The organism is Catenuloplanes nepalensis, from assembly GCF_030811575.1.
Taxonomy (GTDB): Bacteria; Actinomycetota; Actinomycetes; order Mycobacteriales; family Micromonosporaceae; genus Catenuloplanes; species Catenuloplanes nepalensis.
Genome location: NZ_JAUSRA010000001.1, coordinates 6,714,578 through 6,729,191 on the forward strand (window position 1 = coordinate 6,714,578; position 14,614 = coordinate 6,729,191).

Below are 14,614 nucleotides of genomic sequence, written 5' to 3' on the forward strand. Positions count from 1 at the left end.
AAGATCAACAAGCGGCGGGGGTACGGCGGGCGCCTCGGCAGACGCCCGCCGCGAGACTTACAGCGCCGGCGGCGTGAGCACGCCGACCGTGGACTCCAGCGCGGCCGCGACCCGGTACATCCGGTCGTCGGCCATCGTCGGCGCCATGATCTGCAGTCCGACCGGCAGCCCTTCGGAGAGGCCGCACGGCACGGAGATCGCCGGCCCGCCGTACAGGTTCGTCGGGATCGTGAACAGGTCGGCCAGGTACATCTGGTACGGGTCGCTGGTGCGCGAACCGAACGGGAACGCCACGAACGGCGTGGTCGGCGAGACCAGCACGTCGACCTGCTCGAACGCGGACGTGAAGTCGCGCGTGATGAGCGTGCGCACCTTCTGCGCCTGGCCGTAGTAGGCGTCGTAGTAGCCGGACGAGAGCGCGTACGTACCCAGGATGATCCGGCGCTTGACCTCGGGGCCGAATCCGGCCTCGCGGGTCAGCGACATGACCTCCTCCAGCGAGTGCTTGCCGTCGTCGCCGGCGCGCAGGCCGAACCGGACGCCGTCGAACCGGGCCAGGTTCGACGAGGCCTCGCTCGGCGCGATCAGGTAGTAGGCGGGCAGCGCGTACTGGAAGTGCGGGCAGGAGATCTCGACGACCTCGGCACCGAGCTTGGTCAGCGCCTCGACCGCGTCGCGGTACGCCGCCATCACGCCGGGCTCCGCGCCCTCGCCGCCGAACTCGGTGACCAGGCCGATCTTCACGCCGGTCAGGTCGCCGGTGGCGCCGAGCCGCGCGGCCGCGACCACGTCCGGAACCTGCTGCGGGATCGAGGTCGAGTCGCGCGGGTCGTGGCCGGCGATCACCGAGTGCAGCAGGGCCGCGTCGTGCACGGTGCGCGCACACGGGCCCGGCGTGTCCAGCGAGGACGAGAACGCGATCAGGCCGTACCGGGACGTACCCCCATAGGTCGGTTTTGCACCGACGGTGCCGGTCACCGCGCCGGGCTGCCGGATCGAGCCGCCGGTGTCCGTACCGATGGCCAGGGGTGCCTCGTATGCGGCGATGGCCGCGGCGCTGCCGCCGCCGGAACCGCCGGGGATGCGGCCCAGGTCCCACGGGTTGTTCGTCGGGCCGTAGGCCGAGTACTCCGTGGACGAGCCCATCGCGAACTCGTCCATGTTGGTCTTGCCGAGCATCACGGTGCCGGCGGCGCGCAGCCGCTCGACGATCGTGGCATCGTACGGCGGGCGCCACCCCTCCAGGATCTTGGAGGCGGCGGTGGTCGGGACGCCCTTCGTGGTGAGGATGTCCTTGACCGCGACCGGGACGCCGGCCAGCGGGCCGAGCTCCTCGCCCGCGGCCCGCTTCGCGTCCACGTCACGGGCGGCGGCGAGCGCGCCCTCCGTGTCGACGTGCAGGAACGCGTGCACGCGCTCGTCGACGGCGGCGATCCGGTCCAGGTGCGCCTGGGCCACCTCGACCGCGGAGACGTCGCCGGACGCGATGGTGGCGGCCAGCTCGGCCGCGGTCAGCCGGGTGAGATCCGACATCGGCTCAGGCCTCCTCATCCAGGATCCGCGGGACGCGGAAGCGCCCGTCCTCGGCGTCGGGGGCGCCGGAGAGCGCGGCGTCCTGCGACAGCCCGGGCACGACGACGTCGTCCCGGAACACGTTGGTCAGCGGCACCGAGTGCGAGGTCGGCGGGATGTCCGTCGCGGCGACCTCGCCGATCCGGGCGACCGACTGCAGGATCACGTCGAGCTGGCCGGCGAAGGTGTCCAGCTCCTGCTCCGTCACGGCTAGCCGCGACAGGCGCGCCAGGTGCGCGACCTCCTCGCGGGAGATGGCGGCCATGGGATGCCCCCTTGGTAGTTCGCTCTTCGGGTGACCTGTGACCGGCGTCGCGCCGGGAAGCCGGGCGGGCCGGGTCGGGCGGGCCGGGCTTGCGCGCAGCGTCGCACGGGTCGGTGACCTGAGCGAGTCTATTTGTCACCCTCGGCACCGGCCCGGGCGACTCCCCGGATGGCTCGGCCGGAGCTCGCGGAATTGCCGGGCTGCGCGTCGCCGAGCCCTTCCAGCACGCTCTCCGCCCTGCTCTCGGGCACGCCGTCGGACGGGTGCCCGCGCCGGTTGGTGGCGCGCCGGCCGGTGCGCCGCGGATGCGGGCCGGGTTCGGCGGGGCGGTCGTCCGCCGGGCCGTCCTGGGCCGGGCGGCTCTCCGGCACCGGGCGGTTGTCGGCGTGGTTCTCGGGCACCGGGCGGTTCTCGGTGCGGGTGTTGTCCTGGAGCACCGGGGGGCGGTAGCGGGACAGCCAGACACCGAACTCCTCGGCCGGCATCGGGCGGCCGTAGAACCAGCCCTGCGCGACGTGGCAGCCGGCCGCGTGCAGCATCCGCCAGGTCCGCTCGTCCTCAACACCCTCGGCGACCACACGCAGGCCGAGCGCGCCGGCCAGCTCGATCATGGAGCGGACGATCGCGGCGTCGTCACCGTCCTCGGCCATGCCGAGCACGAACGAGCGGTCGATCTTCACCTCGGACAACGGCAGCCGCCGCAGGTGCTGCATGGACGAGTAACCGGTGCCGAAGTCGTCGAGCGCGATCGCGATCCCGAGCCGGGAGAGCCGGGACAGCGTGACGAGGACCCGGCGCGGGTCGGCCATCAGTGCGCTCTCGGTGATCTCCAGCTGAAGGCGGTCGGCGGGCAGCCCGTACCGCTGGAGGCGGTCCTCGATCTGGTCGACGACGTCACCGGTGTGCAGGTCCCGAACGCTGACGTTCAGCGCGGCCCGCATCGGCAGGCCCGCGTCCCGCCACGCCGCGAGCTGCTCGATGACGTCGTCGATGACCCGACGGGTGAGCAGCCGCATCACGGCGGTGTGCTCGGCCGCCTTGATCAGCTCCTCCGGGTGGACCATGCCGCGGTCCGGGTGCCGCCAGCGCAGCAACGCCTCGACGCCGACCACCTCTCCGGTGTCGATCGCGACCTGCGGCTGGTAGTACATGCGGATCTCGCCCGCACCGGGCAGTTGCGGCGTGCCGGCGCCATCGCGCTCGCCGGCGTCCTTGCGCATCCCGCCGGTCACCTCGAGCGCGGTACGTAGGTCGCCGAGCAGGCTGAGCCGTTCCGGCGAGTTGTGGTCGGCCTCCGGGGCGTAGACCGCGACCGCGTCGCCGCGGTGCTTCGCCTCGTACATGGCGACGTCCGCGTGCCGCATCAGCGTCTCGAAGTCGGTGCCGTGCTCGGGGTAGACCGCGACACCGATCGAGCCTCCGATGTCGAGCGGCAGCCCGTCGAGCAGGACCGGCTCGTCCAGCGCCTCGGCGATCTCGGCCGCGAGCCGCCGCGCGGCCGCGGTGCCCTCCAGCCGCGGCGCGAGCACCGCGAACTCGTCGCCGCCGAGGCGCGCGAGCGTGGCCGGCGGCCGGACCACGGTGGCGATCCGCTTGGCGACCTCGGTGAGCAGCCGGTCGCCGACCGCGTGGCCGAGCGCGTCGTTGACCCGCTTGAATCGGTCGAGGTCCAGCAGGAGCAGCGCCATGTGCCCGTCCGCGTCGCCGCGGGTGGCGCGCTCCACGTGCGCGGCGATCTGGTCCGCGACCTCGGTGAGCAGCGCCTTGCGGTTGCCGAGGCCGGTGAGCGGGTCGAGCCGGGAGATCTTCTCGTGCGCCGTGGTGAGCCGCGCCATCCGGTAGACCGCGTAGAGCGGGACCAGGATGAGCGGGATCAGCGCGGCGCTGAGGTGCGCCGCGACGACCAGCAGCGGGCTCAGGAAGAGCAGTGAGCCCGCGGACAGCAGCTCGAAGCCGAGGCCGCTGACGAACATCGCCGGCCACCGCCCGCCGAAGCGCAGCCAGACCGCGACCGTGACGGTCCCGTAGGTGACCGCGAACCACGCCGCCGAGGCCGCGACGACCGCGAGCACGTCCGTCCACGACGGATTGCCGCCGGCCCGGAACGCCAGCTCCGGTCCGGCCGCGAGCACCGCGGCGGCCGCGCCCAGCGCGAGCACGTGCTGGGCGGTGTTGAAGCCGGTGCGCCAGATGCTGCTGCGCATCCGTGCGCCGCACACCGCGACTGCGACGACCTGCACGACGATCGCCGGGCCGAGTCCCCAGCCCAGCATGATCGCGAACGTGAGGCAGACCGAGGCGAGGATGGCCGCGCCGAGCCTGCGCCGGCCGGCGGGCGTGAACGGTCGCGCGTCGATCAGCACGGCGAGGCCTGCCATCACCCAGAACGCGAGCGGCAGCTCGTCCACCTGTCCGGGGAGCGCGAGCAGCGACATCACCGACGCGGCGGCGGCGCTCAGGATCACGGCCCACACGAAGCTCAGGAACGGCACCGCGCGTTCTGCTGGCACCATGTTCCGCGGCGATGCGGGCTCCACGAGACCTCCCCGTGTTGTAGGCCTCAGTCGACCCGTAGGCCTGCGTCGACGGCATTCACGATAGGTCGACGGACCCAGCGAGGCATGAAACGGGCGTAGCCGTGACTAACTTGATATACGTCACATGCAACCGCAATCACCTTGCGCTTTTCTGCAATGACTCTCCGTTGCAGACGCAACCATCCGGCCAGCGGATCATCCTTACTCGACGGACTCCTCCTCCCGGTTCACCGCCACCGCGCCTGCCGCTTCCGGGCCCTCGCCGAGCAGTACCTCGAAGCCGGCCTCGTCCAGAATCGGCACCTTCAGGTCGCTCGCCTTGTCCGCCTTGCTGCCGGGGTTCTCCCCCACCACGACGAAGTGGGTCTTCTTCGACACCGACCCGCTCACCTTGCCGCCGCGCGACTCGATCGCCTCCTTGGCGGTGTCCCGGGAGAAGCCGGCCAGCGTGCCGGTGACCACGATCGTGAGCGACTCCAACGGCCGCGGCGTGTCCAGGTCGCGCTCCTCGGAGAGGACCACGCCGGAGGACCGCCACTTGTCGACGATCTCCCGGTGCCAGTCGACCTGGAACCACTCGACCACGCTCTCCGCGATGGTCTTGCCGACTCCGTCGACCGCGACGAGCTCATCCACGCTCGCGACGGCGATGGCGTCGATGGACCCGAACGACCGCGCGAGATCCTTCGCCGCGCTCGGCCCGACGTGCCGGATCGAGAGCGCGACCAGCAGCCGCCACAGCTGCCGCCGCTTCGCCTCGGCCAGGTTCTCCAGCAGCTTCTGCGCGTTGCCGCCGAGCGCGCCGTCCTTGTTCACGAAGAACGGTGACGTCAGCAGCCGGTCCGCGTCGACCGCGAAAAGGTCCCCCTCGTCGAGGATCACGCCGTCCTCGATCAGCGCGGCCGCGGACTTGCTGCCGAGCGCCTCGATGTCCAGCACGTCCCGGCTGGCCAGGTACTCCAGCCGCCCGCGCCGCTGCGCGGTGCAGTACCGGGTGTTCGGGCACCGGATGTCGATGTCCGACTCCTTCGCCGGCGCCAGCTCCGCGTCGCACGACGGGCAACGCGCGGGCATCACGAACGCCCGCGCGTCCGCCGGCCGCTTCTCCAGGACCGGGCCGAGCACCTCGGGAATCACGTCGCCGGCCTTGCGCAGCACCACCGTGTCGCCGATCAGCACGCCCTTGTGCTCGACCTCGCGCGCGTTGTGCAGCGTCGCCAGCGCCACGGTCGAGCCCGCTACCAGCACCGGCTCCATCACCGCGAACGGCGTGACCCGGCCGGTGCGGCCCACGTTGACCTGGATGTCGAGCAGGACCGTGGTGACCTCCTCCGGCGGGTACTTGAACGCGATCGCCCACCGCGGCGCTCGGCTGGTCGAGCCGAGCCGCCCCTGGATGGCGACCGCGTCCGCCTTGACCACCACGCCGTCGATCTCGTGCTCGACCGAGTGCCGGTTCTTCGCGTACTCGTCGATGAATGCGTCTATCTCCGCGGCCGAATCGACGAGACGCCACCGGTCGCTGGTCGGCAGCCCCCAGGATTTCAGCGCCGCGTACGCCTCGGACTGGCTGACCGGCTGGAAGCCGGCACGCGCACCGATCCCGTGCACGACCATCCGCAGCGGCCGGGACGCCGTGATCCGCGGGTCCTTCTGCCGCAGGCTGCCCGCCGCCGCGTTGCGCGGATTGGCGAACGGGGCCTTCCCCTGCTCGACCAGGCTCGCGTTGAGCCCCGCGAACGCCTCGACCGGGAAGTAGATCTCCCCGCGCACCTCCATCAGGTCCGGCACGTCGTCGCCGGGGAGACGCTCCGGGATTTCGCGAATGGTGCGCACATTGGCCGTGACGTCCTCGCCGGTATATCCGTCGCCGCGGGTCGCCGCCCGAGCCAGCCGGCCGTTCTCATAGGTCAGATTGATGGCGAGACCGTCCACCTTCAGCTCACAGATGAACCGCACCGGACCGGCCGCGTCCCGCACGACCCGTTCAACCCAGTTTGCGAGCTGCTCCTTACTGAACACGTTGTCGAGCGACATCATCCGCTCCGCATGCAGCACCGGAGTGAACAGCGTCGAGAACGTGCCGCCGACTCGCTGTGTGGGCGAGTCAGGCGTCCTGAGCGCGGGAAACTCTCGTTCGATCGCCTCCAGCTCGCGCAACAGCGTGTCGAACTCGGCGTCCGGGATGGTCGGCGCGTCCAGCACGTAGTACCGATACTGATGGTCCGTCAGCTCGGCGCTCAGCTCCGCGTGCCGCCGGCTCGCCTCGGCCGTGGGCGGCGGACCCGCGGCCGCGACCTGCTCGGCCGTGACCTCAGCATTCGCATCGACCTCCGACGCGCCGCCGTCGCCTCGCACCTCGTCCACCGCCATCGCCCCGTCCCCCGCCCGCCTCATCTCGCCCGCTCCGGCACCTTGGCCGTCTCCAGCACGGTAACGACCGGGACCGACGTTTTCGACCTTCGACAGCCGAAAACCGCTACAAACCGATCGATCAACTTTATTGCGATCATTCACACGCCAGTACGAGAATTCGTCCCCATGACCGACACCCACGCCATCCCCGGGCAGATCGATCCGACGTCCCTGCTCGACGCACTCCGCGATCTCCGTGCGGCGGCCGTGACCTGCGCGAACACGCCCAACTGGGCAGCGCCGGCCGACGAGGTGCTCGCCGCGATCGCCGAGGCCCACGCCGCTCAGCAGGCGGTGACCGCGATCCTGCTCCATCTTATCCAGCAGGCCGACATCCGTTGCCTATCCAAGATCAAAAGACGCGCGGGTACGAGTACGTGGCTGGCCGAGGAACTCCACATCACGGTCCCCGCGGCACGGCGCCTGGCGAAGCGTGCCCGGCAGGTCTGCGCCCGCCCACGGCTCGCCGCGGCACTGCGAAACGGTGAGGTCAACGCCGAGCAGGCCGGCGCCATCGCGCACACCGTGCACGACCTTCCGGACACGATCGACCCGGCCCGGGCTGACGCCGCCGAGAGCATACTCATCGCGGAGGCCGATCGGCTCGACTCGTGGCAGCTGTCTCGATCCGGCGACCGCGTCCTCGACCTCCTGGACCCGGCCGGCATCCCCGCCCGCGAATCCGCCCGGGCCGACCGCGAGGCCACCAGGTCCGAGGCGCTCGCCCACCGCCGCCTGTCCGTCACCCCCGCGCCCCACGGCGACGGGGTGCGCCTGACCGGCCTCCTGGACACCCGATCCGCCGCAGTCGTCGAAGCCGCACTCACCCGGCACGGCGCCCCACCCACCCCCACCGACCCGTCCTCGGCCACCCCTGATGCCCGCACGGCATCCCAACGCCGCGCCGACGCGCTCGTCGAGGTCTGCCGCCTGTCCCTCGGCAAGGGCCCGAGTCCCGCCCCGGACCGCCGCCCCGACCCTGCCCCTGCTCCATCACCGCCGGGCATGGTCATCCCGCTGAACAGCCCGCACGCCCACCCCACCAGTCGCAGCGCCCGCAAGCGCGCGAAGACCCAGCCACGCGCCTCCGGCAAGAACAACCGCTCTCGCCAGCCCGTGCGGCACTGAGGCTCACCGACCCGACCTCATCACCACCCCAAACCCATCCACCGGTACGCGGTGGTCGCCACTCCACCAAGGAGGACACAGCAGGCACGAGGTCGCTCGTCAGAATCGCCCGGCCACACGCACGCACCAAGCGCCACCTCTCGGCATCGACTAAGACCAGGCAGCAGCCACAGTCAGCGGACGATCCGGCCGCACCGGGGCCGAGGCCATCCGCCCGGCAGTCCGGTGCCGCGAGGCCACTTCACTAGTCGCCAGGGCGACACATAAGCCACCTAGACGACACGCCGCCCCCTACGTGCCACCCCAGCCGCACGGGGAGCCCCGGCGTCTCGCCGCTCGGAGGAGTCGACGCCGGGGCTCAGGTCTCTCCTTAGTTGCGAGCCAGGAGAGACGCTCTTAAGCCTAGGCCACTTAATCGACTATGTCGACTAGTTGCTCGAGTCTCTTTGTGTCGACATTGGCCGGTCACCCTCGCGAGCGCGTGAGCGGGCGACAGGCCGGCCAGCAGCGCAGGCGAGTGCCATCACCACTGCGTTCCTGCGGTACGAGAGAGGATCTGGACACGCCAGCCGCCGCGGATGAAGGAACTGGCCGACCGAACCCGGCGTCGTCCAGAGCCCCCACACGGGCAGCCGGCAAAGCCAGCGGACCAGCAACAGGGGCAAGCGACAACGGAGGCGGCCAGCAACATGGGGAGTGACGCCACGCGGGCAAGCAGCGAGCAGCCGGCGGCAAGCAGTAGCGCCAGGCAGTAAGCGGCGAGCAGGTAGCGGCAACAGAAAGCCGCGACCCCGAGCCGCAAGCAGCGGGCTGCCGCCCGCGAGCCGCCAAGCGGCGAGCTGTAGCCCACGAACCCGCAAGCGGCGAGTTGCCCTGTCGCAATTCGGTGCGAGTAGTGGCGCTTAGGAACCAACTGGACGCAACCCAGACAGGCCATCTTGAGCAGGGATCGAACGACATCAAGAGTTTGCTCGCATAACAGCATGTCAGGGCCGCTTAATCGACTACATCGACTATGTCAACTACGTCGACTTGATTGACCAGAATTTGAATTCGGTGATCTACTTGGCATTGCGAGCCAGGAGATTGGACGAATTCATGGGCACGTCGAAGAAGGATCGGGTGTACGCCACCATCAAGGCGCAGATTCTCAGCGGAGATCTGCCGGCTGGGCACAAGATGCCGCCCATCCGGCTGCTGCTGGAGGAGTACAGCGTCTCGTACGGCACGCTCAATCTTGTGATCAACATGCTGAAGCTCGAGAAGCTGATCGTGGGCTATCAGGGCGACGCCATGTACGTGCGACACAAGCCGGGCGAACCACCGGAGGACTGAATCGACCTGTTGCGAGCCGGCCGTCCGGCCGGGTGATCATCCGTTGGGATGGCCGCCCGGCCGGTGGTGTCGTGCCTGCGGCTGCGGTGGCCTCCTCGGGGTTAGCGTCGCGGGAGGGAGCACCGGCGCAGCAGGCCAGGTGCCACGAATCGAGGCGGGTGCGACGAACAGTGACCGACCAGAACGCCACCAAGGTGCTTCTCGACGAGTCGGAGATGCCGCGCCGTTGGTACAACGTCGTCGCCGATCTGCCGTCCGCGCCGCCACCGGTGCTGCACCCGGGCACGCTGGTGCCGATCGGCCCGGAGGATCTCGCGCCGCTGTTCCCGATGTCGTTGATCGAGCAAGAGGTGACGGCGGAGCGGTACGTCGACATTCCCGAGGAGGTGCTCGACGTCTACCGGCTGTGGCGGCCGTCCCCGCTCTACCGGGCGCACCGGCTGGAGAAGGCGCTCGGCACGCCGGCGAAGATCTATTACAAGTACGAAGGGGTCTCGCCGGCCGGTTCGCACAAGCCCAACACCGCGGACAGGCAGCCGGCGGGCCCGGCCGGGCCGGATCACAGACTCTCGGGCGGCACCGACGCGTACGCGGATCTCAGGAGCGTGATCGCCGCATCGTCCGGCGCGAACGCCGCCTCGTCGATCGCGGCGATCGGCCGGACCGGACTGATCGAGTTGCTCGAGAAGGCGAACGGGAACCGGGACACCTCCGCCGCCGGGACCGGCCGCACCTCCCACGGCACGCCCAGCCGGTCGAGGCCGTCCTTGAGCAGCCGCATCGACACGCCGCGCAGCATCCCGGCATCCGGCCAGATCACCCGGGCGCCGTCGGAGAAGCCGGCGTTCCACACCGTACCCTCGCTGATCATGCCGTTTCGGTCGACGAAGAGCGCGTCGTCGAAGCCCAGGGCCTGCGCCCGGCGCCAGTGCCAGGTCAGGCCGAACGTCGCCACGTGCTTCACCTCGGGCAGGTCCCGCTCGTACGCGACCGTGCACACCCGCAGCGGCGACGTCTGCGCCGGGAGCGGCGGGTCCGCGGTGACCAGCACGTGCAGTTCGCCGGGCGCGACCGGGCCGGGCCGGCGGCCTTCGCCGGAGAAGACCGTCACCCGCACCGAGGCATCCGGCGTCCCGGCGAGCGCGTGGCGCACCAGGCCGCGCACCCGTGCGCCGTCCAGGCCGCGCCCGAACAGCGCGTGGGACTGCCGGTCCAGCCGCTCCAGATGATGTGCCAGACCGTGCACCGCTCCCCCGCGCACCTGCAGGGACGTGAAGTGCCCGTAGCCGGCCAGCGCGAGCGACCGCAGCTGCTCCGCCGTCGCCTCGGCACCGTCGATCTCCGCCACCGTCACCGCGTACCTCCGTGTGAGCGTCCGAAGCGGACCGAACGGAACGGTCAGCTCTGCGAATCCTCGTGCAACCGCCGTCCGGCGTCCCGGCACGCGGCCAGCACGGATCGCGCGAACGCCGGGGTCGCGCCGGCCAGCCCGCACGCCGGCGTCACCACCACCTGCGCAGGCAGCTGCGCCGCCGGGAATCCCAGTTCCCGCCAGACCTTCCGCACCCGGTCCGCGATCGCGGCGGACGAGACCGCAGCCGAGCCGGACGACGGCAGCGTGGGCGCGGCACCGGCCAGCAGACCCAGGCCCGCGTCGAGCGCCTCGCCGAGCGGGTCGAGCTGCTCGACCAGCGACAGGTCCAGCGCGACACCGGCGGCACCGGACGAGCGGATCACGTCGAGCGGCACGTCCGGCGCGCAGCAGTGCACCACGACCGGCACTCCGGCCGCGTCCACGACCTGCCGGAGCAGCTCGGCGGCGAGCGTCGACTCGACCGACCGGTACGTGCCGAGCCCGCTCTCGGTGGGCACCCGGCCGGCCAGCGCGGCCGGCATCGACGGTTCGTCCAGTTGCAGCACGACCGTGGCGCCGGGCAGGCGGGCCGAGACGTCCCGGACGTGCGCGGCCACGCCCTCCGCGAGCGACGCGGTCAGGTCGCGGACCGCACCGTGATCGCGCAGCAGCCGGCCGCCGATCGGCAGCTCGATGCTCGCGGCGAGCGTCCACGGCCCGGCCGCCTGCACCTTGACCGGCCCGGTGAACTCCGCCGCCTGCTCCGTCAGCTGGTCGACGTCGCGTTCCAGGAGGTCACGTGTGCGCCGCAGGTCCTTGCCGGGCCGGGACGCGACGCGCCAGCGCCCCGCGTACAGCTCGACCGGCAGCTCGATCAGGAATCCGGCGCCGCGCCCGATGAGGTCCGCCCCTGGTCCGCGAGCGGGCAGTTCGGGCAGATGCGGAAAGTCGGGAAGTTCCCCCAGGATCACCCGCTGGGCCTCGGCGACGTCGTTCCCCGGCAGCGACCCGATTCCGGTCGCCGCCCCCACCGGCCACGGCCACACCGCTGCGTCACTCATGCCGCCGACTCTACTGAGCCCGATCCCGCACCCCACGCGCAGCGCGACAAAAGCCCAATCCCATCAGCGGGTACGCCGAGCCGCGCTCCACCAGCCTCACCTGTCCGTCCTGCGCACCCGCTGATCATCGTGCTCGGGCACAACTCGTGCGGCGCGGTCCAGGCCGCGCGGGAGGCCGACGCAACCGGCACGCACCCGACCGGGCACTTGACCTGGATATGCCGATACGCGGGCGTGCGTCGCCACGACACGGAGCAAGCGGGCACGAGCCGCCACCACACGGGGGAAAGCACGCACGAGCCGTCACCGCGCCACCCCGTCGCGAGCGTGAACCGGGAGCCGCGGGAGCGCGGAGAACACGAAGCCCGGGCGCGTGAGAGCGCACTCCACGCATCGTCCATCCGCGCACCGAGGCCCGGTCGCCCTGGAGCGGCGCGCCTCAGGTGTGCGTGATCGTCCCCGATCCCAGCACGACGTCCCCGTCCGGGTCCGGCCGGTACACGACCAGCGCCTGGCCCGCCGCCACCCCGCGTGCCGGCGCGGAGAGTTCCGCCACCAGCCCGCCGTCCGCGACGGACACCCGCGCCGGGTACGTCTCGCCGTGCGCCCGCAGCTGCACCACGCACTCCAGCGTGTCCGCCGGCGCATCGGGCAGGCCCGTCCACACCGGGCGGCCCGCGTACACGGTGGACACCGCCAGCGCGGCGGCCGGGCCGACCGTCACCGTGTTCGTCTTCGGGGTGATGGACAGCACGTAGCGCGGCCGGCCGTCCGCGGCCGGGACCGTCAGCCCCAGGCCCTTGCGCTGCCCGACCGTGTAGGCGTAGGCCCCGCCGTGCGCGCCCACCACCTCGCCGGTCGTCGAGTCCACGATGTCGCCGGGCGCGGAGCCGAGCTTGGACTCCAGGAAGCCGCGCGTGTCGCCGTCCGCGATGAAGCAGATGTCGTGCGAGTCCGGCTTCTCCGCGACGCCCAGGCCGCGCTCGGCCGCCTCGCGGCGCACGTCCGCCTTCGTCGAGTCGCCGAGCGGGAAGAGCGACCGGTCCAGCTGCGCCCGGTTCAGGACGGCCAGCACGTACGACTGGTCCTTCGGCAGGTCGACGCTGCGCCGGAGCAGGCCGTCGGCGCCGAGGCGGGCGTGGTGGCCGGTGACGACCGCGTCGAAGCCGAGCGCGATCGCGCGGTCCAGCACGGCGGCGAACTTGATCTTCTCGTTGCAGCGCAGGCAGGGGTTGGGCGTGCGGCCGGCCGCGTACTCCGCGACGAAGTCGTCGACCACGTCCGCGTGGAAGCGCTCGGCCATGTCCCACACGTAGAACGGGATGCCGAGCACGTCGGCGGCGCGGCGCGCGTCCCGGGAGTCCTCGATCGTGCAGCAGCCGCGCGCGCCGGTCCGGAACGTCTGCGGGTTGCGGGAGAGCGCCAGGTGCACGCCGGTCACGTCGTGACCGGCTTCGACGGCGCGCGCCGCCGCCACCGCCGAGTCGACACCACCGGACATCGCCGCGAGAACACGCACGTGAAACACCCTCCCCGGATAAACCTCAGATCAACGGTACGCCGCGCGGGAAACGGTTTGCCCGCCCGGGAACGGTTCGCCCGCCCGGCACCGGACGGAGCGTCAGCTCAGCACGGACTTGATGACGCCGGCCCGGCGCGCGCGTTCGACCGCGGCGGGGAGCGCGGCGAGCAGCGCGTCCACGTCGGCGGGGGTCGAGGTGTGGCCGAGCGTGAACCGCAGCGACGAGCGGGCACGGTCGTCGTCCGCGCCCATCGCGACCAGCACGTGTGACGGCTGCGCGACGCCGGCCGAGCAGGCCGAGCCGGTGGAGCAGTCGATGCCCTGGGCGTCCAGCAGGAGCAGCAGCGCGTCGCCCTCGCAGCCGGGGAACGAGAAGTGCGCGTTCCCGGGCAGCCGGTCCTCGGCCGCGCCGTTCAGGATCGCGTCCGGCACCAGCTCGAGCACGCCGGCGACGAGCCGGTCGCGGAGCCCGCCGACGCGCGCGGCGTACTCCTGCTGGTTCTTGACCGCGGTCTCGACCGCGACCGCGAACGCGACGATGCCGGCCGCGTCGAGCGTGCCGGAGCGGACGTCGCGTTCCTGGCCGCCGCCGTGCAGCAGCGGTGTGACGGACACGTCCCGGCCGAGCAGCAGCGCGCCGACGCCGACCGGGCCGCCGAGTTTGTGGCCGGTGACGGTGAGCGCGGACGCGCCGCTCGCGCCGAAGTCGACCGGGACCTGGCCGACGGCCTGCACCGCGTCGGTGTGGAACGGGATGCCGCGCGCGGCCGCGAGCGCGGCCAGCTCCGCTATCGGCTGCACGGTGCCGACCTCGTTGTTCGCCCACATGACGGTGATCATCGCGATCGCGTCGCCGAACGCGTCGAGTTCGGCCTCGAGCGTCGCGGGCCGGATCCGGCCGATCGTGTCCGCGTCGAGCCAGCCCGCGCTCGCGCCCTCGTGCGCGACCAGCCAGTCGACCGAGTCCATGATCGCGTGGTGCTCGACGCCGCTGGCGACCACGCGGGTGCGGGCCGCGTCGACCGCGCGCCGCGCCCAGAACATGCCCTTGACCGCGAGGTTGTCGCTCTCGGTCCCGCCGCTCGTGAAGATGACCTCGGAGGGCCGGGCGCCGAGCGCGGCACCGATGCGTTCCCGGGACTCCTCGACGCGCTGACGTGCGTGGCGGCCGGCGGCGTGCAACGACGAAGCGTTGCCGACCTCGCGGGCCGTGGCGACGTATGCCTCGAGCGCCTCGCTGAGCATCGGCGTGGTCGCGGCGTGATCCAGGTAGGCCATCGTCCCTCAGCCTACCGGTCCTTACCGCTCACTCCATCGGCCCCGACCACAGTCTGAGCGCGGCCGCTCAAACCCCATCAAAACCCCAAATCCGCCACGGTACGGATGGGGAGTTCGCGGCTTCGCAGGATGGGCCCGGCCGGGAAC

The 14,614-nt window shown here is 71.7% G+C and carries 10 protein-coding genes; 2 read left to right on the forward strand and 8 right to left on the reverse strand.

Annotation, left to right across the window (positions count from 1 at the left end; all coding sequences use genetic code 11):
* Positions 1-57 precede the first annotated feature (57 nt).
* The 4 genes from gatA to ligA form a co-directional block, all read right to left on the reverse strand.
* Entirely contained in the window at positions 58-1,533 is a 1,476-nt protein-coding gene (gene gatA / locus J2S43_RS28835) for an Asp-tRNA(Asn)/Glu-tRNA(Gln) amidotransferase subunit GatA (RefSeq protein WP_306834508.1), read from the reverse strand.
* Between the two features lie 4 nt (positions 1,534-1,537).
* A complete protein-coding gene (gene gatC, locus J2S43_RS28840) occupies positions 1,538-1,837 on the reverse strand; it encodes an Asp-tRNA(Asn)/Glu-tRNA(Gln) amidotransferase subunit GatC (protein WP_306834510.1) in 300 nt (99 codons plus the stop codon).
* 128 nt (positions 1,838-1,965) lie between these two features.
* Positions 1,966-4,374 (reverse strand): putative bifunctional diguanylate cyclase/phosphodiesterase, encoded by a 2,409-nt coding sequence (locus J2S43_RS28845; RefSeq protein WP_306834512.1) that lies wholly within the window; start codon positions 4,372-4,374, stop codon positions 1,966-1,968.
* A 201-nt stretch (positions 4,375-4,575) separates the two neighbouring features.
* Entirely contained in the window at positions 4,576-6,747 is a 2,172-nt protein-coding gene (ligA, locus tag J2S43_RS28850) for an NAD-dependent DNA ligase LigA (protein WP_306834515.1), read from the reverse strand.
* A 168-nt stretch (positions 6,748-6,915) separates the two neighbouring features.
* Between ligA and J2S43_RS28855 the strand changes: the two genes are divergently transcribed.
* Positions 6,916-7,917, forward strand: coding sequence for a DUF222 domain-containing protein (locus J2S43_RS28855; RefSeq protein WP_306834517.1), 1,002 nt, complete (start codon positions 6,916-6,918; stop codon positions 7,915-7,917).
* A gap of 1,056 nt (positions 7,918-8,973) precedes the next feature.
* Positions 8,974-9,252, forward strand: coding sequence for a GntR family transcriptional regulator (locus J2S43_RS28860; RefSeq protein WP_306834519.1), 279 nt, complete (start codon positions 8,974-8,976; stop codon positions 9,250-9,252).
* A gap of 559 nt (positions 9,253-9,811) precedes the next feature.
* Here the strand turns inward: J2S43_RS28860 and J2S43_RS28865 are convergent.
* The 4 genes from J2S43_RS28865 to J2S43_RS28885 all read right to left on the reverse strand — a co-directional run bounded on the left by J2S43_RS28865 (position 9,812) and on the right by J2S43_RS28885 (position 14,467).
* Positions 9,812-10,606 carry an aminotransferase class IV family protein gene (locus tag J2S43_RS28865; protein ID WP_306834521.1) on the reverse strand — a complete coding sequence of 265 codons (795 nt, stop codon included), beginning with the start codon at positions 10,604-10,606 and terminating at the stop codon, positions 9,812-9,814.
* A 44-nt stretch (positions 10,607-10,650) separates the two neighbouring features.
* The gene (locus J2S43_RS28870) at positions 10,651-11,667 is read right to left on the reverse strand and encodes a uroporphyrinogen decarboxylase/cobalamine-independent methonine synthase family protein (RefSeq protein ID WP_306834523.1); all 1,017 of its coding nucleotides are present in this window, start codon (positions 11,665-11,667) and stop codon (positions 10,651-10,653) included.
* 439 nt (positions 11,668-12,106) lie between these two features.
* A complete protein-coding gene (mnmA, locus tag J2S43_RS28880) occupies positions 12,107-13,186 on the reverse strand; it encodes a tRNA 2-thiouridine(34) synthase MnmA (protein ID WP_306834526.1) in 1,080 nt (359 codons plus the stop codon).
* A gap of 102 nt (positions 13,187-13,288) precedes the next feature.
* Positions 13,289-14,467 carry a cysteine desulfurase family protein gene (locus tag J2S43_RS28885; protein WP_306834528.1) on the reverse strand — a complete coding sequence of 393 codons (1,179 nt, stop codon included), beginning with the start codon at positions 14,465-14,467 and terminating at the stop codon, positions 13,289-13,291.
* Positions 14,468-14,614: the final 147 nt, after the last annotated feature.

Bases quoted from the DNA above. Each gene is read 5' to 3' on its own strand.
- gatC (WP_306834510.1), bottom strand. From the start codon at position 1,837: ATGGCCGCCATCTCCCGCGAGGAGGTCGCGCACCTGGCGCGCCTGTCG.
- J2S43_RS28885 (WP_306834528.1), bottom strand. From the start codon at position 14,467: ATGGCCTACCTGGATCACGCCGCGACCACGCCGATGCTCAGCGAGGCG.
- ligA (WP_306834515.1), bottom strand. From the start codon at position 6,747: ATGGCGGTGGACGAGGTGCGAGGCGACGGCGGCGCGTCGGAGGTCGAT.
- J2S43_RS28855 (WP_306834517.1), top strand. From the start codon at position 6,916: ATGACCGACACCCACGCCATCCCCGGGCAGATCGATCCGACGTCCCTG.
- J2S43_RS28870 (WP_306834523.1), bottom strand. From the start codon at position 11,667: ATGAGTGACGCAGCGGTGTGGCCGTGGCCGGTGGGGGCGGCGACCGGA.
- gatA (WP_306834508.1), bottom strand. From the start codon at position 1,533: ATGTCGGATCTCACCCGGCTGACCGCGGCCGAGCTGGCCGCCACCATC.